Here is a 23,075-nt window from a genome sequence, read left to right as displayed (position 1 = left end):
TGTGGATCATTTGTGGAGTACTTTTAAAGAAGCCGCTCCCCGCTTGGGTTTTCTAAAAAACTGTTTACAAACACAACATCTTGGGTTATTTTTATCTAATCACAACAAAATATAGTGGAGACAGGCGCTTTGATCCTTTATTTGAATTAGAGCTTAATAGGGAAGTGCGGTGAGATTCCGCTGCGGTCCCGCCACTGTAACCGGATGTCCTTCACAAGCTTTTAGAAGCTTAAGACGGACAGATCTCCCAGCAGAAGCCACTGAGGGTTACGAACCCCTTGGGAAGGCGCTGAGAGATCCTGCGGAAGCCAGGAGACCTGCCTGTTTCGACGACACCAACTATGAGTGCCTGCGAGGAACAGGAACGGTGTCCGCATGCGGTCATCTTCTGAGAGACCACCGCAAATATCCGTGTGGATATTTACATAACGCATCGGGCATTTTCTGCCATCCTCGCTAGGGGATGCTTTTTTTATGAGATCAGAATGAATATACGGCCGCTTATGCGGTCGGGCTTCTTAATGATAGGACGATAGACTGAGAGGAGAGCTATACAATGACGTTGTTGGAGAGACAATTTAACGGTACAACAAATGCACGAGAAGTTCTTTTAGAAGAGCTCATTGATTTAGGGCGCGATATTATCGACAGTCGGGATTTGGACTTACTGCGCGAGAATGCCAATTTGAACGGAGAGAGTTTCTCCGGTAAAATGAGCAAGTTCGGCAGTGAATATTCAAAATGGTATGCCCGCAACTTTACGATGCCACCGCAGCTAGTGCAGGCCATTGATGACAATGTCGTCTATGTGCATGATCTGGATCAATACGCGATCGGAACGACGAACTGTATTTTTATCCCGTTTGATAAACTTCTCCGCGAAGGCTTCAACACCGGCAACGGCAGTGTTCGTCCTCCAAACTCCATAATGACGGCTATGTCACTGGTAGCAATCATTTTTCAATCCCAGCAAAATGCTCAATATGGCGGTGTATCCGCTAATAAGCTCGACTATGATCTAGCCCCTTATGTAACCAAATCCTTCGCTAAGCTATTCCGCAAGGGTCTGGATTATTTTGAAGAAGGACAAGCTGATGAATCTTTGGGCGAGATTACGATGAGCCGGACCGATCTGGCGGAGTTATATCCAAAAGCGTTCCGTTTTGCACTAAAGGAAACCGAAATTGAAACCCTGCAAGCGGCTGAAAGTATGGTACATAATCTGAATACCATGTCCAGCCGATCCGGTGGGCAAATTCCGTTTACCAGCATTAACTACGGGACTTGTACTTCACCAGAAGGTCAGCTTGTGATCAGCTCCCTGCTAACAGCAACGATGAACGGACTTGGAAGCGGAGAGACACCTGTGTTCCCGATTCAAATCTTCAAATGCAAGCAAGGCGTCAATCAACAGCAAGGTGATCCGAACTATGAATTGTTCCTAAAAGCAGCGGAATGTTCTGCACGCAGACTATATCCGAACTTCGCTAATCTGGACGCTCCGCTCAACTTGCAGTATTATGATCCAAGTGATCCTGATACGGAATTTGCTACAATGGGCTGCCGCACCCGCGTGCTCGGTGACCGTTTTGGGCGTAATCATTGCTCCGGAAAGGGCAACCTTTCCTTTAATACACTGAATCTGGTTCGACTCGGTCTGGCACACGGCACAGTAACGGGCCGACGTACCGTCGCAGACGAAGCTGGCTTCTATGAAGATCTAAATCATTATATGGATATTGCGCTGGAAGGACTTCTTCATCGTTTCAACATCCAAGCCGCGCAAAAAGCTAAAGCGTCCGATTTCATGATGCGAGAAGGCGTCTGGGAAGGCGGCGAAAATCTCGCTCCTGAAGACTCTGTAGGCGAACTGCTGAAGCATGGCAGTCTTTCGCTTGGCTTCATCGGTATGGCGGAATGCATGAAAGCCATGTATGGCAAGCACCACGGCGAGGATATGGAAGTCCATGCCAAGGCTGTGGCTATCGTTCGTCATATGCGGGAGTATTGCGACCTTAAAAGTGAGGAACTGAATCTCAACATCACTTTGTTCGCAACACCAGCCGAAGGCTTGTCCGGCAAATTCACCAAGATTGATCGCAAGGTACTGGGTTCTATTCCGGGTGTAACTGACCGTGAGTATTATACGAACTCTTTCCACATCCCTGTATACTACGATCTAGGTGCTGCTCAGAAGATCAGCTTGGAAGCTCCTTTCCATGAATACTGCAATGCCGGGGCTATTTCTTATGTCGAATTAAATGGCAATGCCCGCAGTAATCCGTCCGCTTTTATCAAAATCATTAAATACGCACTAGAACAGCAGGTCAGCTATTTCAGCATTAACCACCCGATTGACCGCTGCTCCGGCTGCGGATACGAAGGTGTAATCGGGACAAACTGTCCTTCCTGCGGCGTGCATGAGAAGGACGTTCATATCCGCCGTTTGCGTAGAGTTACAGGTTATTTAACCGGCGACTACCAGACCCGCTTTAATGCCGCCAAGCAAGCTGAAGTAAGAGACCGCGTTAAGCATCTATGAATATTTGCGGTTACTACCCGGAGTCGATTAACGAGGGAGAGGGCATGCGGGCCGTCCTCTTCCTCAGCGGCTGCCGCCATCGTTGCCCGGGATGTTTTAATCCCGAGACGTGGAATTTTAAATACGGTGAAGTCTTCACCCTGGAACGTCAACACGAAATCATTGCAGAAATTGCCGCTAATCCACTGCTTGATGGTTTAACACTGGCCGGTGGTGATCCTTTTTTCTCGGCTGAGGAGGTTCTGGGATTCATTCATGAGCTTCGCGCCGTGCTCCCAGGCTTTAATATCTGGATTTACAGTGGTTATACGTATGAGGAACTAATCGCCCTTCCCGGTTCGCCGGAGTGGAATCTACTTACGCAGTGTCAGGTGTTAATAGATGGACGATTTATAGAAGAACTGAAAGATACTACACTTCCTTACCGAGGAAGCTCTAACCAACGCATAATCGACATTCCGGCCAGTATGAACGGCTCGGAGGTCTTTCTGTGGCAGCCTACTGCGCTATAATATATCAATTTTTGATATTCAAAATTAACCCAAAATAAGAAGGGATGAAATAACCATGCCACAATTCGTAGTAAAACCAGACAATCGCCAACTGGCTTTTGATGAGAAGCGCCTTTCCGTCTACGCCGACCGTATCTTGGAAGGTCTTGATCAACTAAATAAAGAAACTTTGCTGCGGGGAGTAATTTCCAAATTACGCCGTGACTCCGTAAGCGGAGAAGAAATCAGCAACGCCTTCACTATGAGTGCTCTAGAGCTTGTAACAAAGGAAGAGCCTACTTGGAAGTTTGCAGCTGCCCGTGCCCTTCTGACTACTCTTTATAAAAAAGCAGCTGTTCATCGCCGCTATAAAGCTTATCCAGAAGAGCCTTACGGTGAGTTGTACCCGCTAATTACGGATCTCGTAAAAAAAGGAATTTACCGTGAAGAGCTTCTAACTCACTACACTAAAGAACAAATCGTTGAGCTAGGTGGATGCATCGATTATACGCGCGACCTTCTGTTCGATTACATTGGTCTGCTTACGCTATCCGACCGTTATTTGGCGCATGATTTTGACGGCCGTGTGATGGAGCTTCCGCAAGAACGTTACATGATTATCGCAATGTACCTGATGCACCGTGAGCCAGCCGAGAAACGTCTTGAGCTTGTAAAAGAAGCTTACTGGGCCATGAGCAACATCTACATGACAGCTGCTACCCCTACCATGTCCAATGCCGGTAAAAAGGTCGCTGGACAGCTCTCCAGCTGCTTCATCGATACAGTAGACGATTCCCTTGAGGGCATCTTTGATTCCAATACAGACGTAGCACGTCTTAGCAAAATGGGCGGCGGCATCGGCGTCTACCTTGGTAAAGTACGGGCACGTGGTTCGGATATCCGTGGTCACAAAAACACTAGCTCCGGCGTAATCCCTTGGATTCGCCAATTGAACAATACAGCAGTCAGCGTAGATCAGCTTGGTACACGTAAAGGTGCTGTCGCTGTCTACCTTGATGTATTCCATAAAGATATTCTCGCTTTCCTTGATCTTAAGCTGAACAATGGTGACGAGCGTATGCGTGCACATGACGTGTTCCACGGTGTAACCCTGCCGGACTTGTTCATGGAAGCTGTAGAATCACGCAGCCACTGGAACCTCTTCTGCCCACATGAAGTGAAGAAGGTTATGGGCTGGACGGATGAGAATGGTCGTCCACTCGGTCTGGAAGACTTCTACGATGAAGAGCTTGGTAAAGGCACTTTCCGTGAAAAGTATGCTGAAGCAACAGCTAATCTGGAATTGTCCCGTATTACAGTTCCTGCGATTGACATCATGAAACGGATTATGAAATCACAGCTTGAAACAGGTACTCCATATATGTTCTACCGTGATACGGTTAACCGGACGAACCCGAACCGTCACCAAGGTATGGTCTTCTCTTCCAACCTGTGCACAGAAATTATGCAGAACCAATCCGCTACCGTTATTGAACAGGAAGAATTAGTAACCAAAGATGGCAAGACCCGGATTGTTATCTCTAAAATCCCTGGCGATTTCGTAGTCTGCAACCTGAATTCGATTCACTTGGCACGTGCGATTCCAGCTGGTGTGCTGGAAAGACTTGTACCTATCCAAGTACGTATGCTGGACAACGTAATCGACATTAATAATATTGAAGTTCTGCAAGCACAATACACGAACAGCCAGTACCGCGCAGTGGGTCTCGGCACATTCGGCTTGCATCACCTATTGGCACTTAAGGGCATTCGTTGGGAATCCGATGAAGCCGTAGAATATAACAATCATTTGTATGAGCACATCAACTACCTGTTGGTACGTTCGAGCATGGAGCTTGCCCGTGAAAAAGGCCGTTATCCGAAGTTCGCTGGTTCCGATTGGGAGACAGGTGCATACTTTACTTCACGTGGCTACGTTAGCGGTGAACAAGAAGGTAAATATGTAACCACTGAACAATGGCGCGAGCTGCAAGAAGAAGTAGCTAAAGACGGTGTTCGTAACGCATGGATGTTCGCGATTGCACCGAACGGCTCCACATCGATTATTGCCGGCTCCACAGCCAGCATTGATCCTTTATATGAACTGCTTTCCTATGAAGAGAAAACAACTTACAAGATCGCTAACCCAGCACCGGATCTGTCCGACAAGACAATCTGGTATTATAAAACAGCTTTCACAATTGACCAAAACTGGTCGATCCGCATGGCTTCTGCTCGTCAGCGTCACGTCGATCAAGGTCAAAGCTTCAACCTGTATGTTCGTCCTGACATCAAGGCTACCGAGTTCCTTGAGCTGCATCTGAACGCCTGGAAGGGCGGATTGAAATCAACTTATTATGTGCGTAGCCGTGCTTTGACAATAGAAGAGTGTGATTCTTGCGCTAGCTAATTATCTTAGTGCCCTGAATAGAAAAACGATGATGAATTTCGTAACTGCGAGGAATGTTTGGGCTTCCGGCCGCTGTTGTCATCAGATGTCTTGATCTTTACCGCTATTAGCGGATGACATCCGATGACAAAGGCGGTCGCTGACGCTCCTACAGCTCCAAACTTCCTCTCCGTTACTCCATCACCGTCTTTCTATGAACAAGACACCAAAGAAAGATTACCCGCGCAAAAAAATGGAGGGAAAATAAATGCAACTACAAAAGATTTTTAACACTGAAGCACCCAACCAATCCACACGCATCATCGACGGTGAATGCTCAGGCATTCTGAACTGGAACGATATCCGCATGCCGCATATGTACAAGCTGTACAAGGTACTGCTGCTTAATCACTGGATCGCGGATGAAATCCCAATGTCCAAAGATGCGCAACAATTCCCAATGCTGGATGCGGAAGAGCAACGCGTATTTAAGATTAATATCTCCCTGCTCGCCGTGCTAGATTCGATGCAGACGATGTTCGTCGGCGACGTGAAGCGTTATTTTACCGACTCCTCACTGGAAGCTATCTCTGCCATTATTGGACAACAGGAAGTAGTGCATAACCAATCCTATTCCTATGTTCTATCCTCTATTGTGTCGGATAGTGAACAGAAAGAGATTTTTGAATATTGGAAGAAAGATCCGGTTCTATTGGAGCGTAATCAGTTTATCTCCGATATTTATCAAGAGTTCCGTGATAATCCATCAAAACAAACCTTTTTCCATGCGCTGGTAGCGGATCTCATCCTAGAAGGAATTTTCTTCTACAGCACCTTCGCCTTCTTCTACAATCTGGCCCGTGACCAGAAGATGATGGCAACCAGCCAAATGATCTCTTATATCCAACGTGACGAGAATCAGCACTGCTACTTCTTCGCAGAAGTATTTAAGCAGCTGCTTGTAGATTTCCCTGAGTTGAACACTAAGGAGAACATGGATTACGTGTACCGTACGATCGACCGCGCGGTAGAGCTCGAAACCAACTGGGCTTACTATACCCTCACTAATGTCCGCGGTATTGATCTTAACGAGCTTAGCGACTACATCAAATATACAGCGAACAAACGCTTAACCTTGATGGGTATGGAAAAAGCTTACCAAGGCGTTGACGTAAACTGCATGCCTTGGATCAAGCCTTTCTCCGATGATGCGCTTAATGCCACCAAAACCGACTTCTTCGAAGCTAAATCCCGTAACTACGGTAAGGTTGGCGACGATAACGGATTCGACGATTTGTAAGACCGGATTATAACGAACCCTATATAAAAAAAGAGGCCATTCTCTACTTTCACAATGAGATGGCCTCTTTGCTATAGCAAAAAGCGTCCCTTCACCCCTTGTATCAGGTATGAATGAGACGCTTATATATTTGATATGAATCCATCCGAAGCAGAATGTCCGCTACGTAGTCTATACCTTACGCTCTACTCGATGTGTAGTTTCTTCTGCCAGCTCAGCTAACGCATCATTCAGACGCAGCTTCAGCTCCTCAGCAAGCTCTACCACTCCATGATCATTACGAACCACCTGAGAATCCACAGCATACACACCACCGAGAATATAGCGTGCGCCGAGTACAGACAACACAGGCTTCAACGCATAATCAATCGTAAGAAGATGTGCAAGACTGCCGCCCATGAAGAGCGGGAGTACGATTTTGCCGGCCAACCCCTTTTGTGGAACTAGATCCAAGAAGGTCTTCAGCACACCTGTATAGGAGGCTTTATAAACCGGGCTAACCACGATTACCGCGTCCGCTTCGGCTACAAGGCCATTCGCTTTGACGATAGAATCGCTCTCAAACTTGGTATGAATCAAATCTTCCGCTGGTAGCTCGGCTACGTTAATACGCTCAACCTCAAAGCCCTGATCGGTTAAGCTTGCCTCCGCATACTCTATAACTGCATTTATGCGCGATACCAGGGAAGGCGTTCCGTTAATCACAACAATTTTAGCCACTTCTCCACCTCTTCCATCCCATTTAAGCAGCTTACACTGCAAATATTTATCCCGACAGGAATACTTTAAATTAATACTAATCCTATCGCAGATTAGATATTATTGTCAAACTATAAACGCTTGCGCTCATCCCACTCTTACGATATACTAAGCAACAATATTAAATCCAAAAATCAGGCCAATGACCGGCATCCAACCGTGAGGCGTCTGCGACCGGAGCCTATACTGACTCCCTAAGTTCACCGGGTTTCGCCCGTTACCGCGAAGACCAAAGAGGGTCGAATCCTTTTCTGTTGTTAAGAAGATTCGATCAACCTGGGTGGCACCGCGAGCTGACGCTCCTCGTCCCATGGATGAGGGCGTTTTTTGCGTTTTTTCAAGCATAAACACCTTCAGCGTCCTTATAAGGACGGTAAGTGTTTATGTGAGAATTAGAAGGATAAAGCGAAGTGTGAACCTTATACTTTCTTATCTTTTAAACAAAAAGGAGCGAGCGATATGCTGGAAATGAACTGGATTAAGGATAATCAAGAACTTGTAAGAAACACTGCCACCTGGAAAAGAGTCGACTTCCCACTCGATGAATTGCTGGATTGGGATGAAAAGCGCCGGGCCCTGCGCCAAGAAACCGAACAAATGAGAGCCGAACGTAATGGGCTAACTAAAGAGGTTGAACAATTACTACGTAAGGGTGACCGCCCTGCTGGAGAGATCGTCAAGGCACAGGTACGAGAACTCAATAATCGGCTAAACCTGCTGGAAGCAGATCTGAACGAGGCTGAAAGCCGCTGTAGAGAGCTCATGCTGCTCGCACCGAATCCAGTGTCGCAGGACACACCCATCGGTCACGATGATCAAGATAACGTAGAACTGCGGCTGAATGGAGCTGTGCCGGAATTCGCCTTTACGCCTCGTGATCATGTGGAGCTAGGCGAGCTGCACGATATCATTGATATCCCCCGTGGCGTCAAAGCCGGTGGGCCTCGCAGCTATGTACTTAAAGGAGCAGGCCTAAGGCTACATCTCGCTGTACAGAGACTGGCTCTAGATGTTCTCACTGCACGCGGATTAACTGTGATGGATGTTCCCGTGATTGTCCGTCCGGAAGCGCTGGAGCGCACGGGTTTCTTCCCTGGAGGGATGGATCAGACATACGAGCTAAGCGGAGATAACCGCTGGCTGGTGGGCACATCGGAAGTGTCGCTAGTTTCGCTCTACAGCGACGAGATTGTGGAACTAGACACACCCATGCGACTTGCTGGAATGTCGACCTGCTTCCGCCGTGAAGTTGGATCAGCCGGGCGAGATGTTCGTGGTCTGTACCGTGTTCATCAGTTCTCGAAAATCGAACAAGTCGTATTATGCCGTAATGATGAAGGTGAGTCGGACCATATGCTTCACGAAATCCTCGCGAATGCTGAGCATATTCTCCAGCTCTTAGAGCTCCCCTATCGGGTCATGGCCGTCTGTACAGGAGATATGTCCCTGAAGACACATAAGCAATATGACATCGAGACATGGATGCCTAGCAGAGGCGCATACGGTGAGACCCATTCGGCTTCTAATCTACTCGATTTCCAAGCTCGCCGTTCGGGCATCCGTTATCGTAATGCAGACGGTCGCTTACAATACTGCCATACCTTAAATAACACCGCAGTGGCTACACCAAGAATTCTAATCCCGCTGCTGGAGAATCACCAGCAAGAGGATGGTTCTATCTACATCCCTCAGGCGCTGCGCAAATATATGGATGGATTAGAGCAACTAGAGTTTCCACATCAAGCGATGAATAAATAGCACAAAAAGACGATTTTCTAAGTGCAGCAGGCACTAAGAGATCGTCTTTTTTTTCAAAAAAACTATCTATCCTAACTTTCCATCCCCGTCTCATTCTCTTCATAATGACTTGTATCCCCGTGCAACAGGATCTCCGCCACGCCATCCGTAAAATCAATTCTGGATAAGCAGGTTGGATATATGTAAGGCAGATCCCACAGCTTAGGCAACTCTCTGCTCTCGAAATAAGCCATCAAGAGCTTGATCACCACCGTATGCGTTACGATAAGAATCGTCTCACCCTGACGAGCCTTGAGAATTTCCTGAAGCTTCTCTAGCGCTCTTGTCTGCACCTCTGCGAAGGTCTCGCTGCCCTCCACTTTAAACTGGTCGGGATCCTTCCAGAAATAACGATGCTGGTCCGAATACTGAGCCGCCAGTTCAGCAGAATCTCTACCTTCCCATACGCCCATGCCAATTTCTTTGAATGCATCGGAAATCTTCAGCGGAACATCCCGCTCTCCACGTATAATCTCAGCTGTAAGCAGTGCTCTTGGACTGGAGCTTGCATAAATGACATCCAGATTTATAGCCTGCATTCCCCGGCTCAACCATTCCGCCTGTTGTACGCCAAGTGTCGTGAGGGCAGAATCCATATGACCTTGCATACGATTCTGCACATTCCATTCCGTCTGCCCATGACGCGTTAAATATATCGTTGTAGTACTCATCCGCCGCTTCTCCTCCTACTCCCAAAACCAGAGATAGTCTACTTCCTGTTTCGCTCCATCCAGTTCACTGCAAAGTCAACGATTTCACGTTGCGGAATCAGTTGAGCTGTAGCTGAGGCGATATGACCATATGTAATGAGCCCTGTCTCTTGTCCGAATTGCTCAGCCAGTTCAACGAAATCGTCAGAGTTCCAATCTAGCTCCTTGAATTCCACCCACTGCCTATGACCATCCACCATCATGGGTGCCCCGCCAATGACTTCCTTCTTTCCTTCATACAAGGCTCGGCATTCAGCAAGATGTAATGAAGTATTGTTTAGATTTCCTACACCTAGCAGCAGCACACTTCCACCCAGATCATAAATACGAGCTAGTGGAGAATCTTCCCCCAAACCGTATTCGAGGGTGTGACCATAAACAATCTCATCTCTATGCTTGCCCCAAGCCGCAAATGAATGAATCGGATGATCGCTGCGCTTCACCCCTTTTTGTCTACGAAAAGAGTCTGGAATAATCCCCATCCCTCTCAGCGGAGTCAGGTCTGGATCATAAGCAGGCATCTGCTCCCGGATAGTCTGCCACCATGACTCGGGTACCGGCGGGTTACTCCAGCCAGCAGGGTCTGTCAGATCGCTGGAATGAGTCGGCATCACAAGTGTGCCTGATTCTCCGAGAACCTCCTCCAGCGCCAAAATAACAGCAACCGGCCCACCTGCCACCCATTGGCCTAGCGATTTGAAGGACGAATGCAGTAGAATCGTCATCCCCGCCTGAACACCCAGTCTCCGAAAATCCTCTGCCAGCGTCTGAACTGTAATCAAATTCCCTTGAATTTCTTCCACCCTTCATTCCTCCAAACTCTCATGTTGCTAATTCTAGCAAAGCTTCTCACAGCCATTATATAGGAGGATCACTTCTAACGACACCCATAATGTTCACTACGGTTACAAGCGCAGCAATGATATATACTATAGCTACTTGTCCTGTCATTTACGACAAATCTTCAGACAGTATTTTGGCTCTATAATCCCCTGGAGAGATCCCTTCCAACTCTTTGAATACACGGGCAAATTGCTTACTGTTCTCAAAGCCTACTTTTTCCGAGACTTCGGCAAGCTTGCTACACCCCTTCGCTAGCAGTGCTTTTGCATGACGGATACGAACCTTTTTTAAATAAATGACAAAATTCTCACCGGTATATGCCTTGAAGGCTTCGCTAAAATAAGAATAATTCAAAGACACATGGTTACTAACCATAGCCATATTTAGTGGACGAGCATAGTTCGTTTCAATATAATTCAGCGCTTCCTCCATATCAGCATGCTCCGTATGAGCAGACCGTACCCCTAAGATGTAATCATTCACACTCAGGAGCAAATTCTCAAGCGCACGATAATAATCATGGAAATGACGATAATTATACATATTACCAACCGTACGATATAGCTTTAGCACCTCCACAGAGGCTTCGCCATATACCCGAAATACTTCATCCAGCACCTGCTCATTGATACTCTGACCTACGTTCTCAAGATAAGACAAGTCCAGCTCCTTCAAATGCTCAGTCTGAAAAATAACGGACAGCAGGTACTTTATTTCCTTCTCACGCTCGGTTCCAAGCATATTAAGCAGCTTCCGTAGCTCCTCCTTCGGCAAAGGAAAATTACGTCGTTCTTGACTGACATCCTCATAATCCAAAAGATTTTCTTGCGGATATAAAAAAGTATACTGCAGCGCCCGGCACGCTTCCTTATAACAAGAACGAAGTACTTCGAGACTTTTTCCCTCACTGCTGATTCCGATTGATAAACCGTTTATTTCTCTAGCACCAGCTTGACGGGACAGCTCCATAAAGCTCTGAGTACTAGTCCCGATCAAGACTAATCTGCCATCCCAGTCCGTTATAATTTCCAAAAAACACTTCTCAATCGGCCCCATCAAACGTTCGATGAGCCCCTGAACTTCTGCAGATTTCATCCGTGTACCATCATTATAGTAGTAATTCAGCACACCTACTATAAAAGGAACCTCCAACCCCTCTAGCTCCGCTTGCTGCTCGGACTCCAATTGAACCTCCTGCTGCTGCAGCAGTCCCCGCAAACGGCTGGAGCGTAGCTCTTTACGAAACTGTTCTGTTTCCCGCTCTATTTTCTTGACACTGAACTCCTGTTCTTCCAGTTCCTTATGGATATGCTTCAAGATTTCGAACAGCTCATCTCGGCGAATCGGCTTAAGTAGATAATCCTTCACACGATAACGTATAGCACATTTAGCATATTCGAAATCATCATACCCACTTAGGATTACCACTGCTGGTCTTTTCTCGCTCCCAACTTCTACAGATAACTGCTCCAAAAGCATAATTCCGTCCATCACCGGCATACGAATATCCGTAATAATAATATCTGCACCGTCTGTCTTAAATACCTCGAGCGCCTCTGCGCCGTTGCTCGCCATTATGATCGTATATGCGGACGGAAATTCCCTTTCAATCATGATCTTCAGACCTACACGGATATTTTTCTCATCATCAACGATCAGTAATTTCTTCATGGTTGTTTTTCTCCCGTCAAAAGAACTTTCGGCAAGGTCAGACGTACCATCGTCCAACTTCCTGCCTCGCTCTGTACTACAAGCCCGTATTCTTCGCCATAAAAGATTTGCAGACGCTGGTGTACATTCCGTAGCCCTATGCCACCTGCTCTTCGGTTTACATCCTTCTTCTGTTCACAAGAGCTGTCACAACATTCATCCTTAGCATATATCGCCTCGTTTAAAGCAACTAGACGTTCTGGGGTAAGACCGATACCATTATCACGAAGCTCTATGGAAATATCACCTTCCGTTTCCGAAATATGAATATGAATGTTCGGGTCCTCTAAATTCTCTTTCTCACCGTTCCAAGCATGCTTAACACTGTTCTCTACAATAGGCTGCAGTGACATTTTCAGCACCTCCAGCTCCAAATATCGAGGTTCAATATGAAGTACAAGCTTAACCGGGTACTCAAAACGAATATTCATTACTTCAATGTAATTCTCAATATGGCGGACTTCATCGCGAAGCTTCACATACTCCCCAGACCATTTGAAATTATAACGCATCATTCCACCGAGCGAAGTTAGTGCGTCTGATATCGTTCGTTGATTTTCAATTTCAGCAAGCATTTTAATATTTTCAAGTGTGTTATACAAAAAATGTGCATCTATTTGATTATGCAGCGTACGCAGCTCAGCCTCTTTGGACAATGCCTGCTTACTCACAGCCTGAGCGACCAACGTATTAATTGTATTCATTAGCTTAGAGAAATGATGGGCAAGCTCACCGACTTCTCCCCCACCCCGAATCGTAATTCCACTATAGGCTTCACCTCTGCGCACGCTTTTCATCGTTTCGGTCAATCTGCGCAGATTTTTTAGAATAAAGGCATTCATCACATAAGCGATCAACGTGAGTAAAATAATAAATCCGATGTTAGCTCCAATAATAAAGTTGCGTGTACGGGAGATATCCTTCAAAACACCCTCCGTTGAGACCACATTTAACAGATAAGCATCAATGCGTTCCAGCGGTGTGTTAATAAGTAAATAAGATTTACCGTTGGCTGAATAACTGCTATCCCATTCACCAGTAGCCCTGAAGTTCTTGTATCGTTCAGTAATAACACTGGCCATCTCCTCGTTATCCTGAAGAAAAGACTGATCCGGACGAGTAAATAGCTGGAGCTCACCATCTACAAGGAACATTTGTGTCTGGTTATCCCGTACATCGGTATATGTCTTTGGCGTAAAGCGGTTCAACATCATATCTACTTGAACCATCCCAATATGGTTGCCAGCAGGACGACTCATCTCACGTAGTAAAGAAACCTTCGGCAAACTCTCAGTCGGTGCACCCAAGTATCTCTGCATCAGATCCGGATCACTCCTTTGAAAAGACCAGTACTCCTGTCCCTCCAACTGCTGTGCTTTCTGGTACCAGGGCTCGGAAGAGACTCGCTCTTCACGAAATAAAATCGGCCAAATTTCATGCATCGTTTTACTTTTCGAATACAGCCGTAAATGCTCAATATTCGGATTATTAAATTGAATACGTGTCATATTCACATAAGCATTTGTATTAAAATCAACCAAATCTTCAAGCATCGGCTCAGTCTCATTCGCAAGAAAGTCTTTAACATCCGAGTCAGAATACGCCATCTGTGCTGCCCGCTCCATCGCTTCAATTTGATTGTGGATATGCAATTTTTCCATTTGCAGCAAATATTCATTTTTCTCAACAGCATCTCGGAAATAGGTATTGTTGATAGACTCATAAAAATAGACGGACACCAACAAGCACGGACCTATAATAATAAAAACATAGGCAGCAATCAAACGACTCTGCAGCGACCTTCGCCCCCACCAATACAAGAAGGAATTCCATATTTCTCTGCTGCGCTCACGCAAATTCTCCCTCTTCACTTCTTCAACGTTCACCTCGCTAATATCGTGAATACTTAACATACTTAACTTACTTAACAACTATACCTTATTCTTGTTTGAAAATAACCCAAAAACCCGCAATCAGCGGGCTTCTGGGTTATATTTTATTGGGCGAGCTTCACTTTGTTCTCTTCATACTTTTTCTGTTGATAGGCTTGGAATTTATCTACACCTATATCCTTTTGTTTCGCTAAATACTCAGTCCATATTTTATCGAACTCAGCATCTGAAGAAGCCATAAGCAGCTTAGGAATCGTCTTCCCACGCAGTTCTTTCAGCTTTGTAGCAATGATGCCTTCAGGGGAGTTACCTGTAGGATCAATCTGTTGGAATGTTGAAGTACTAGTCGCTTTTCCTCTCGTCCAATCTTCCAATTGTTTAAAAGGTTCTACTGATTTAGGTGCCCATTGATCCGTGATATTCGTGTTCTGCATCATCCAGTAGGTGAACGAAGATCCGTATTGCTTATCAAATGCCGAACGATCCTTATTCATTAGATCAAACACTTCAGGCTTAAATTGGTCTTTGCCATCAATCGTTTCGTAGCTGACACCCTTTTCACCGAGGAACAAGTCTTTATTACCTTCTTCACTGTTCAAGTAGCTTAAGAAGCGGATAGCGCGAGCTTTATCCTTCACATCTTTGGAGATCAGCGTCACTGTCCAGCCTGCGATCGCAGGTCCGTCAAGGGTCGGTTGATCCAAGTTCGTATTCGAAGGACCATCAATAGCAATATAAGTTTTGCTAGGATCTTGTTGGTAAATCGTACCTAGTTGCGCTGCAAAGTCTGTACGTTGATAGAGCATCGCGAAATAACGGCCTTGAGCGATCTTCTCTTCCATTTGTGGACGTTTATCGATAAAGATATCTTTAGCAAGCAGTCCATCCTGATTCGCTTGACGAAGCGTCTTCATCCAGCGGATATATTCAGGATCTGTCTCACGGGCATATACCTGACCATCTTTTTCTCTAGGAATCGCCAGGAAGTTCTGAAGATAACCTTCCAGAGAATCATTACCGTTTACACCAAACTCATGCAGACCAAGCGGGATTAGCGGTTGTCCATTTACGTCAGGAAATTTCTCTTTCGCTAACTTAAGCGCATTCAAGAATCCTTCTGGTGTGCGCATATCAGGACTGCCAATCGCTTCATACATATCCTTACGTACCGCGAATACTTGGTTGGATACGTAGTTCTCTCCATATTTCTCATAGTCGGCAGGAGAGGAAGAAGAGTTCGGGTAGCCGTACACATTACCATCTTCTTGAGTGTACCAATTCAGCTTATCTTTATCGGATACTTTGTAGAAATAAGGATCATATTGATCAGCAAGCTCGTTCAGTGGTAGTGCAAGATCACCTTCGATAATTTTCTTTATCGCATCTTCATAGAAGCCCAATGTAATGAAATCTGGCAATTTACCAGAGGCAATCAGTGTGTTCAGCTTCTCATTCTCGTTACCAGCCGGAACGATGAAATTAATATCAACGCCGGTTTTCTTAGTTACATATTGGGAAGTTGGGTCCACGCCCCATTTGTTGGGGAACCAAGAGAAGTTCAGATACCAATCAAACGTAATCGGTGAAGTGTCAATCTTCCAGCCTGGTTCATCAGCAGACAATGTAGCAGCAGGTGTATCCGTCGCCCCCGTGTTCGTTTCTTTAGTGCCATCCGAATTTCCTTTAGCGTTATTTCCACTGGAACAGCCTGCAGCTGACAAGGCCATAACCGCTGCCAGAAGTAGAGCCATCGCTGTTCTCGGTTTGCGTTTCATACCCATATTCTTTACCCCTTTTCTATGATTGTTAATTATAAGCTCAACCCCAGAGCTCATAGAGATGAGCTGCTGGAGGAGTTACCTTTACTAAGGATCAGCCCTTAATGGAGCCGATCATCATGCCTTTAACAAAGTAGCGTTGTAAGAAAGGATATACGAACACGATAGGAAGTGTGGTGACCACCATCGTCGCCAGCTTAATAGACTGTGACGTTACGCTTCTTGTCATACCGCTACCTTGTGCAGCAACCATCATTTGAGTCGAACTAGATTGTGCTACAACGCGGAACAGATACGTCTGAATCGGCTGTAACTCTGTATTATTGATATAGATCATACCTGTAAAATAATCATTCCATTGGAACACGCCGTGGAACAGCGCAATGGTCGCAATAACAGGCATAGACACTGGAAGCACAATTCGTAGGAAGATGGACCAATCATTAGCCCCATCAATCCGGGCCGCTTCCTCCAATCCTTCAGGGATCTCTCGGAAGAAGGTCATGAAGATAATAAGATCGAAGAAGCTAAACATCGCAGGAATGATATACACTAAGAAATTATCTAGTAACTGAAGGTCTTTGATAAGCAAGAAGCTCGGGATCAACCCTCCCGCGAAGAAGAGCGTAACAGTACCCATTAACATGTAAAACTTTCCGCCAATCAAGCCTTTACGAGAAAATGCATAGGCTACCATCGCTGTGAAAAATACATGCAGGACTGTGCCGATCACTGTTTTGGCAACGGTAATCCACATCGCCTGCATAATGCCAGGGCTGTCGAACACTGCCTTGAAGTTTCCTAGACTGAACACCCGCGGCCACCAGTATATACCACCTCGCATAGCGTCCGTGCCTTCATTAAAGGCATTGACGAGTACGTACCAGATCGGATAAAGCGTTATGAAGCAAATACACAGCATAATGATATTGTTGACGATATCGAATAGGGCCTCGCCCTTCGTTTTGCGATTGAGAGCAAACATGTGTAGGTCCTCCTTATCCTAGAACAATGATGTATCGTTGATTTTTTTAGACACTTGGTTAGCTATCAGCAGCAAGATTAGAGCGATAATCGATTTTAATAGTCCAACCGCAGCCGAATAGGAGAAGCGGCCTGAGAGAATCCCTGTGTAGTACACATAATAATCGATTACATTACTTGCACTATCATTCAACGAGTTACGTAGCACCAAGATCTGATCGAAGTTGGAGCTTAGTACACCACTGACTGCAAGAATGAAGAGAATACTGATCGTCGATTTAATCGCCGGCAGCGTAACAAACCACATCTTCTGGAATCTTCCAGCACCATCAATCGTAGCCGCCTCATACATTTCAGGAGATACACCAGAGATTGCTGCCAGATATATAATCGCTGACCATCCAAGTTCCTTCCAGATATCAGAGGAAATAACAATCGTCCAGAAGTAGCTAGGTTCGGCCAAATAGGTAATCGGCTGATCAATGATATTTAGCGCTAACAAGATGTTATTGATAATCCCTATATCCGCTAGCCATGTCGCTAGAATACCGCCGAGTACAACCCATGAGAGAAAGTGAGGTAAATACGAAATCGTCTGAATCCACTTTTTGAATCTCACCGAACGAACCTCGTTCAAGAATAGTGCGAATATAATCGGCAGTGGAAACCCGATGAAGAGCTTGATTAAGCTAATGCCTAACGTATTCCTAATAACGTCAACCAAGCTTTCATCTTGTAGGAATTCTTTGAAATGAGCTAGTCCTACCCATGGAGCTTCGGAAATTGATTTTACGATATTGAACTCTTTGAAGGCAATAATAACTCCATACATTGGAATGTAGTTGAAGATGATCATCCAGGCTACGCCTAGTAGGGCCATGGTCTGTAAATGACGCTGGGCTACAAATCTCCTCCACAGCGAGTTACGATTTACTTTACCGGTTTCGAAATTGCCAGGAATTAACGGATTCATCGCTGGACTTACTTCCACGCTTTTTTTGTTCTCCATCCTTTGGACCTCCAGGCTACATATCTTTTTCTTTTTCTGAAGCGCTTACAATATCTATGTATTTATTGTATTTGCTTTTGCCTGTCTCCGTAAGGCTTTGAATTTCGGGTTATAGGTTCCATTTTTCGGGTTCAAGCTAAAACACCTTCGGCGTCCTTCAAAGACTTTCTTATATTTGGAGAAAAAAATGAGGGAGGGCCTAGGCCCTCCCTCATTTTCTATGCCATTATTGCTCGAATTTGCTTGATCTCACCACGCCGCAGAGCCTCTGCCTCTTCACCACGAACGAGTGCTCCAGAAATTTCAGCCACCGTACCATCGTGATAGACGAGCGTCATGCTCTGAATAACAGCCTTCTTCTCACCAAACGTATTCTCACGTTGCGGGTTCGAATACGTTACTTCCGTACCACCAAGGAATGTGAAAGAAAGATTGCCTTGTTCATCAAATAGCCAGCCCGGTAGAACCGGACCCAAAGATAACGTAAGCTGTCCATCTTCTACTCTGAAAATATGGCTTCCGGCCATCATCGTTCTCCACATACTGAGGAATTCAGCGGTCGATCCACTTAGTCTTGCTACGAACCCTCTACCGTGGTTATTGGGATCAGGATTCCCTCCAGTTGCGATAAAAGATGAGTTCTCCAGTGTACTGCGTCCATAAACCGCAGGATCAAGGAACGGCACCAGCGACGTCTTCAGCTCGCCGTAGAATTCCTCATATAGACCGCCCTTCAGCAGCTCAAGCAAATACTTGTAGGACATATGCAGGAAGTTAGACTCCCGCTCTAGCCAGCCTGGTGTGAAGGCTCTCATTCGCCCGATCTCATGAGACTCTCCCTCTAGGCTAACCGAGGTTTGGTACATAGACGTAGTCGGATCATACAGCTCCGTTTGCTTAATCAAATTGTAGATTTCTTTGACTTGCACCGGATCTTTCAACGTCTTCAACCAGCGAGTAGGTCCCTCAAGGAAGTATGGCAAAGCATATACCTCAAACTCCTCCACTACAGCTTTTGGCAGACCGTATCCGCTAAGTACCGGTTGACCTTCAGCATCTGTTACCTGCTGGAATTTCTTCGCCTCAAAGCGGAAATAGGTTGGGGTAAGTCCGTTACCGAGTTCTACCGCCTTGTTGATCCCCTCGTCGATTTTTACTAAGAATTTGGAGAGGGCTTCACGAATGTATTCTAAGGCTACTGCAGACTCAGCCCCAGTAATACCGAAACGAATACGTGCTCTATAAGCCTCACGCGCTGAAGCTACAATGTCCCAATAATTGAATTGTTCCAAATCTCCTGCTAGGACAGCCGTTACCGCACGATGTACCTCTTCAAGCAGCTGTGCAATTTCTTCTGGCAAGTCTACAGCGCCTTGGACGTTCTCTTTGCCTTTCAGAGCCTCTAGCAAAAAGACTACGGTACGTTTCAGCTCAAAAGTCTCACTCATTCCGGAGCCGAACAATCCCGGCAGTCCATTCATAGCATCGTTCCAGCCCGGCTTATTGCCTTCCATCTCTACCCCCATACCGTAAGGGTCAAGTGTAGCGAATTTATTCAAGGCAAGAGACAGCATCTTCACGAACAGATTGGTGTGGTAAATGGCACCGTGTCCACCTTCGGTACGCAGCCAATGGGTATCTCCAGCTTTCCATTTCAGCTTGTGCAGCTTCTCCTCATCCTCAAGAAGTGCACCATATTGCCGAGCCTTTCCATCACTGATTACATATTTCTCACTTCGTGGCAGCACATACGCCGGGCTGTCATAGAACGCATAGGTGTTATCCCCAAACAGAAGCTCCTGCTTTTTGTCAGGGAAGATATCCAAATAACCAACTACCAGATCCATATTATATGTCCAGTGATCCGACCAGAAGCCTTCACCAAAAGCAGCCTCAATGTTTTGTTGCGACAAGGCTAGTAGCCCCGACAGAAATTGTTGTTCGCTTACCTTCAGGGTAACGTTATGATCTGCAATATAGTTCACTAAACTACCTGGTGTGAACCGAGTGCTGCACAGCTTTACAAGCTCAGCTTGATGATCTGCCGCAGCCTCCTCGATCCACTTCACAGCTTGCGTCTTACTGTCCGGTTTCACTTCAAAGGTTGTTCCTTGTACGCTCAGCGGGTTGTAACCGTCCGCTTGTATCAAGCTATAGAACATTTTGATGTTGAAGCTACCCACCTTCGGATTAAAAAACACATCGTTCCGCCGATTCTGATTCATATCACGGAAGTTTCCGTTCCCCTGTGAATAATATTCTGGGGCGAGAGAGAAGAAGTTGTAGTCACGCTCCAAGTCACCATGCTTACGCGAGTATAAGTGAACGACAAAGCCATCCCCACCATTGTCGAAGACAAAAGGATAGCCTCCGCGCAGGAAGTTATCGAGATAGGATTGACGGCAATACGCATCAAACACAGCCGATGAAGTGTGAGTGGCAATGTCTTCCGTTAATTCTTCCGTTAGTCCTGCGGCCTCTTGAGATTTAGACATGATATATTCATCGCGGCATAACTGCTCTGCCTTCTTATTGATTTTGTCGATGTCATTTACATGTCCAACCAGTGTATTCAGGATCAGATTGCTACCTGGTGCTAAACGTCTTGCCACTCCGCTAAAACCGCACGGAACCTTGTTAACCGGGTATTGCGGAAGCTCGCCCAGTTCGGCAAGGGTTAATCCCGCAAAGCGGTCTGGGTACGTTAGCGAGGTGTTGCCACCAAAGACTAGCTCAAAATCGACAATTGGCGAGACTTTTTCTCCTTCTCCCGTAAAGGACAGATAGAAATGTCCATTGGTGATTTCACTAACCTGCGCACTATCATTAGTGCTGGAACGCAGCTTATAGAACGGAATGCCATTCTCTAAGTTGTATACATCCATCCAGCTGCGCAGCAGATTACCTATTTCCTTGTATCCACTATTCTCCACACCGTAAGGCAGGATTTCTGGCAGACCATCCATCAGTTCTAACTCGATCTCTTTGCCACCGATGTTCTCAATCTCTACCCGACGTACCAATGCCGCATAATCGTCATTCGGCAGATTGAAATAGTGTACAGTCGTCTTCAGACCATGCCCGGCATGGCTTTCTTCAATGGTAAGCCCATTAGGCAAAATCGTCATGATCCGCTTGGCAGCAGGATCTGGACGTGCCGATTGAAACGGCTCATAAATCTCTTGCTCCCCTTTAATCTTGATAAAGGTTCTGAACCCGGTCGTCCCCACGTTCTTATAAGAGATATTTGCGGGTGAGAATTCCATGATCGGCGAGTTCTTATCGCGTACCCCGAAGCTGCAAATGGCCTGACCGCGGTTCACATAAAAAGTCCACATCGGAATTCCCTTCAGTCCGGCAAGACCCGGCAGGAAACTGGAAAAAGGCTTTCCCTCGTCAAATTGCTCCATTACAAATGTACCTGATTCGAAATAATAGTTGCTCACACTTATGACCTCCTAGGTTGTAGATTATTTATGAAATCAAATGCGTTACGATGGAATGCGGCGCTAGCTCGCAGCTCGCAATCTCTTCGCCTAGACCTAACGTTACATTGTGTACTTCTTCGCTTTCATTCATCAGTACAACAGCAATGCTTCCGTCAGGATTACGGAATGCTGTGGTTAAGATGCCTTCTGCTTCAGACGTAAATCCGATCCGTACTGCACCTGGCGCAATGAATTTACTGAAATGCCCAATGTAATAATAAGAGCTGTTATAGTGCACTTCATCTGTTGTCGTATCTGCAATGATCGGTGCATCGCAGAGATTGCCTACATGGTTGGGACCTCCCGTCTCATCCAGTACCAGGTTCCAATCCAGGTATCCTTCTGTCCACGCATTTAGATCTCCAATCATGTTTCTGCCGTAACGTTCACCAGTAAACCATTCCCCCAGCTTAACGCCGCCCTCTTGGCAGCCTTCTGTGAACAACAGATGCTTGTCAGGAAATAAATCATGTACCTTTTCGACCTTGTCGAACTCCTCGCCTCCGTACCAGTGAATACCGGTCCCCCACACATACTTTGCTGCGTCAGGATCAGATAGTACTGCCGAAGCACGTTCGACCATAATATCGCGGTTATGATCCCAAATTACGATGTTCACATCTGAATGGCCTGTCTGATGCATCACCGGTCCAAGATAATTTTTAACAAAATCCCGTTCCTCTTCCGCACTATAAATACATGAATCCCAGACTTGAACGGCAGCCGGCTCATTCTGCACGGAAACCGCCCAAATTGGCACTCCCTCTTTTCCGTAAGCTTCAATGAACTTCGTATAGCAGCGTGCCCAAACCTCTGCGTATTCCGGCTTCAATGATCCACCGTTATTCATTTCACCATTTGTTTTCATCCATGCCGGAGGGCTCCAAGGAGAAGCCAGCATCGTGAATGCGCCGCCTCTTACTTCCATGGCGTCTTTTATCAGCGGAAGTACCCACTTATGATCACGAGAGATATCAAAAGTAGCTAGCTCTGTATCATGATCAGCAACATACGTATAATTTCCGAGGGCAAAATCACAGCTATGAATATGAACACGCCCCATGTTATAGCCTAATCCCTCTACAGGGTGGAAGTACCGATGAATAACCTCTGCCCGTTTCTCCGGGCTCAGGCGTGATAACGTATAGGCTGCAGCTTCAGTGAAAGCGCCGCCAAATCCAATCATCTTTTGAAACTCCTGCTCTGGCTTAAGCTCCACATCGGCAGACCCAGATCCTACTCTTGCGCTAAAAACAATTGCATCTTTTGGAGTTAAGCGTTCCCCTGTATCTTTTGCAGTTACCACAGTTTGAACTTTTGCCATTTCATCCATCTCCTCTGAATTGTTTTCTTACCAAGCATAAACGTCTTCGACGCCCTTTA

Annotated in this window: 15 protein-coding genes and 1 riboswitch; of the genes, 5 read left to right on the top strand and 10 right to left on the bottom strand. The window is 46.0% G+C overall.

Annotated features, from left to right (window positions below; genetic code table 11):
• The first annotated feature begins 105 nt into the window (after positions 1 to 105).
• Positions 106 to 340: riboswitch (cobalamin riboswitch) on the top strand.
• Positions 341 to 556: 216 nt separating this feature from the next.
• The 4 genes from ACN6MV_RS02390 to ACN6MV_RS02375 all read left to right on the top strand — a co-directional run bounded on the left by ACN6MV_RS02390 (position 557) and on the right by ACN6MV_RS02375 (position 6,722).
• Positions 557 to 2,542: an anaerobic ribonucleoside triphosphate reductase gene (locus ACN6MV_RS02390; protein ID WP_341110246.1), complete on the top strand. Its 1,986-nt coding sequence runs from the start codon at positions 557 to 559 to the stop codon at positions 2,540 to 2,542.
• The gene (gene nrdG, locus ACN6MV_RS02385) at positions 2,539 to 3,054 is read left to right on the top strand and encodes an anaerobic ribonucleoside-triphosphate reductase activating protein (RefSeq protein WP_042123739.1); all 516 of its coding nucleotides are present in this window, start codon (positions 2,539 to 2,541) and stop codon (positions 3,052 to 3,054) included. The genes ACN6MV_RS02390 and nrdG overlap by 4 nt, the downstream gene beginning before the upstream one ends.
• 55 nt (positions 3,055 to 3,109) lie before the next feature.
• Positions 3,110 to 5,443, top strand: coding sequence for a ribonucleoside-diphosphate reductase subunit alpha (locus ACN6MV_RS02380; RefSeq protein WP_042123737.1), 2,334 nt, complete (start codon positions 3,110 to 3,112; stop codon positions 5,441 to 5,443).
• Between the two features lie 247 nt (positions 5,444 to 5,690).
• Positions 5,691 to 6,722 (top strand): ribonucleotide-diphosphate reductase subunit beta, encoded by a 1,032-nt coding sequence (locus ACN6MV_RS02375; RefSeq protein WP_042123735.1) that lies wholly within the window; start codon positions 5,691 to 5,693, stop codon positions 6,720 to 6,722.
• A gap of 171 nt (positions 6,723 to 6,893) precedes the next feature.
• On the opposite strand, the gene ssuE is transcribed toward ACN6MV_RS02375, so the two are convergent.
• Positions 6,894 to 7,442 carry an NADPH-dependent FMN reductase gene (gene ssuE / locus ACN6MV_RS02370; RefSeq protein ID WP_042123733.1) on the bottom strand — a complete coding sequence of 183 codons (549 nt, stop codon included), beginning with the start codon at positions 7,440 to 7,442 and terminating at the stop codon, positions 6,894 to 6,896.
• A 498-nt stretch (positions 7,443 to 7,940) separates the two neighbouring features.
• Here ssuE and serS point away from each other — a divergent pair, with 498 nt between their 5' ends.
• Positions 7,941 to 9,239: a serine--tRNA ligase gene (gene serS / locus ACN6MV_RS02365; protein ID WP_419885615.1), complete on the top strand. Its 1,299-nt coding sequence runs from the start codon at positions 7,941 to 7,943 to the stop codon at positions 9,237 to 9,239.
• 71 nt (positions 9,240 to 9,310) lie between these two features.
• On the opposite strand, the gene ACN6MV_RS02360 is transcribed toward serS, so the two are convergent.
• From ACN6MV_RS02360 to ACN6MV_RS02320, 9 genes are all read right to left on the bottom strand, one after another.
• Positions 9,311 to 9,949 (bottom strand): histidine phosphatase family protein, encoded by a 639-nt coding sequence (locus tag ACN6MV_RS02360; RefSeq protein WP_419885614.1) that lies wholly within the window; start codon positions 9,947 to 9,949, stop codon positions 9,311 to 9,313.
• A 38-nt stretch (positions 9,950 to 9,987) separates the two neighbouring features.
• On the bottom strand, positions 9,988 to 10,791 hold the full coding sequence (locus ACN6MV_RS02355; RefSeq protein ID WP_419885613.1) for an aminoglycoside N(3)-acetyltransferase: 804 nt from the start codon (positions 10,789 to 10,791) through the stop codon (positions 9,988 to 9,990).
• A gap of 148 nt (positions 10,792 to 10,939) precedes the next feature.
• Entirely contained in the window at positions 10,940 to 12,502 is a 1,563-nt protein-coding gene (locus tag ACN6MV_RS02350; protein ID WP_419885612.1) for a response regulator, read from the bottom strand.
• Positions 12,499 to 14,412: a cache domain-containing sensor histidine kinase gene (locus tag ACN6MV_RS02345; RefSeq protein ID WP_419885611.1), complete on the bottom strand. Its 1,914-nt coding sequence runs from the start codon at positions 14,410 to 14,412 to the stop codon at positions 12,499 to 12,501. Before ACN6MV_RS02345 ends, ACN6MV_RS02350 begins: the two co-directional genes overlap by 4 nt.
• A gap of 125 nt (positions 14,413 to 14,537) precedes the next feature.
• Positions 14,538 to 16,214 (bottom strand): extracellular solute-binding protein, encoded by a 1,677-nt coding sequence (locus ACN6MV_RS02340; RefSeq protein ID WP_076116625.1) that lies wholly within the window; start codon positions 16,212 to 16,214, stop codon positions 14,538 to 14,540.
• Between the two features lie 91 nt (positions 16,215 to 16,305).
• The gene (locus ACN6MV_RS02335) at positions 16,306 to 17,196 is read right to left on the bottom strand and encodes a carbohydrate ABC transporter permease (RefSeq protein ID WP_042123720.1); all 891 of its coding nucleotides are present in this window, start codon (positions 17,194 to 17,196) and stop codon (positions 16,306 to 16,308) included.
• An 18-nt stretch (positions 17,197 to 17,214) separates the two neighbouring features.
• Positions 17,215 to 18,204, bottom strand: coding sequence for an ABC transporter permease (locus tag ACN6MV_RS02330; protein WP_081389681.1), 990 nt, complete (start codon positions 18,202 to 18,204; stop codon positions 17,215 to 17,217).
• A gap of 218 nt (positions 18,205 to 18,422) precedes the next feature.
• Positions 18,423 to 21,650, bottom strand: coding sequence for a cellobiose phosphorylase (locus ACN6MV_RS02325; RefSeq protein ID WP_419885610.1), 3,228 nt, complete (start codon positions 21,648 to 21,650; stop codon positions 18,423 to 18,425).
• A gap of 28 nt (positions 21,651 to 21,678) precedes the next feature.
• A complete protein-coding gene (locus ACN6MV_RS02320; RefSeq protein ID WP_419885609.1) occupies positions 21,679 to 23,016 on the bottom strand; it encodes a glycoside hydrolase family 30 protein in 1,338 nt (445 codons plus the stop codon).
• Between the last annotated feature and the right edge of the window lie 59 nt (positions 23,017 to 23,075).

This window comes from Paenibacillus sp. B-A-8, assembly GCF_048572915.1.
Classification (GTDB): Bacteria; Bacillota; Bacilli; order Paenibacillales; family Paenibacillaceae; genus Paenibacillus_AQ.
The sequence above is the reverse complement of the archived record's forward strand: the minus strand, read 5'-3'. Positions and strand labels throughout refer to the sequence as shown.

Excerpts from the sequence above, each read along its gene's own strand:
- ACN6MV_RS02390 (WP_341110246.1), top strand. The coding sequence starts at position 557 with ATGACGTTGTTGGAGAGACAATTTAACGGTACAACAAATGCACGAGAA.
- nrdG (WP_042123739.1), top strand. The coding sequence starts at position 2,539 with ATGAATATTTGCGGTTACTACCCGGAGTCGATTAACGAGGGAGAGGGC.
- ACN6MV_RS02380 (WP_042123737.1), top strand. The coding sequence starts at position 3,110 with ATGCCACAATTCGTAGTAAAACCAGACAATCGCCAACTGGCTTTTGAT.
- ACN6MV_RS02375 (WP_042123735.1), top strand. The coding sequence starts at position 5,691 with ATGCAACTACAAAAGATTTTTAACACTGAAGCACCCAACCAATCCACA.
- serS (WP_419885615.1), top strand. The coding sequence starts at position 7,941 with ATGCTGGAAATGAACTGGATTAAGGATAATCAAGAACTTGTAAGAAAC.
- ACN6MV_RS02360 (WP_419885614.1), bottom strand. The coding sequence starts at position 9,949 with ATGAGTACTACAACGATATATTTAACGCGTCATGGGCAGACGGAATGG.
- ACN6MV_RS02350 (WP_419885612.1), bottom strand. The coding sequence starts at position 12,502 with ATGAAGAAATTACTGATCGTTGATGATGAGAAAAATATCCGTGTAGGT.
- ACN6MV_RS02340 (WP_076116625.1), bottom strand. The coding sequence starts at position 16,214 with ATGGGTATGAAACGCAAACCGAGAACAGCGATGGCTCTACTTCTGGCA.
- ACN6MV_RS02335 (WP_042123720.1), bottom strand. The coding sequence starts at position 17,196 with ATGTTTGCTCTCAATCGCAAAACGAAGGGCGAGGCCCTATTCGATATC.
- ACN6MV_RS02330 (WP_081389681.1), bottom strand. The coding sequence starts at position 18,204 with ATGGAGAACAAAAAAAGCGTGGAAGTAAGTCCAGCGATGAATCCGTTA.
- ACN6MV_RS02320 (WP_419885609.1), bottom strand. The coding sequence starts at position 23,016 with ATGGCAAAAGTTCAAACTGTGGTAACTGCAAAAGATACAGGGGAACGC.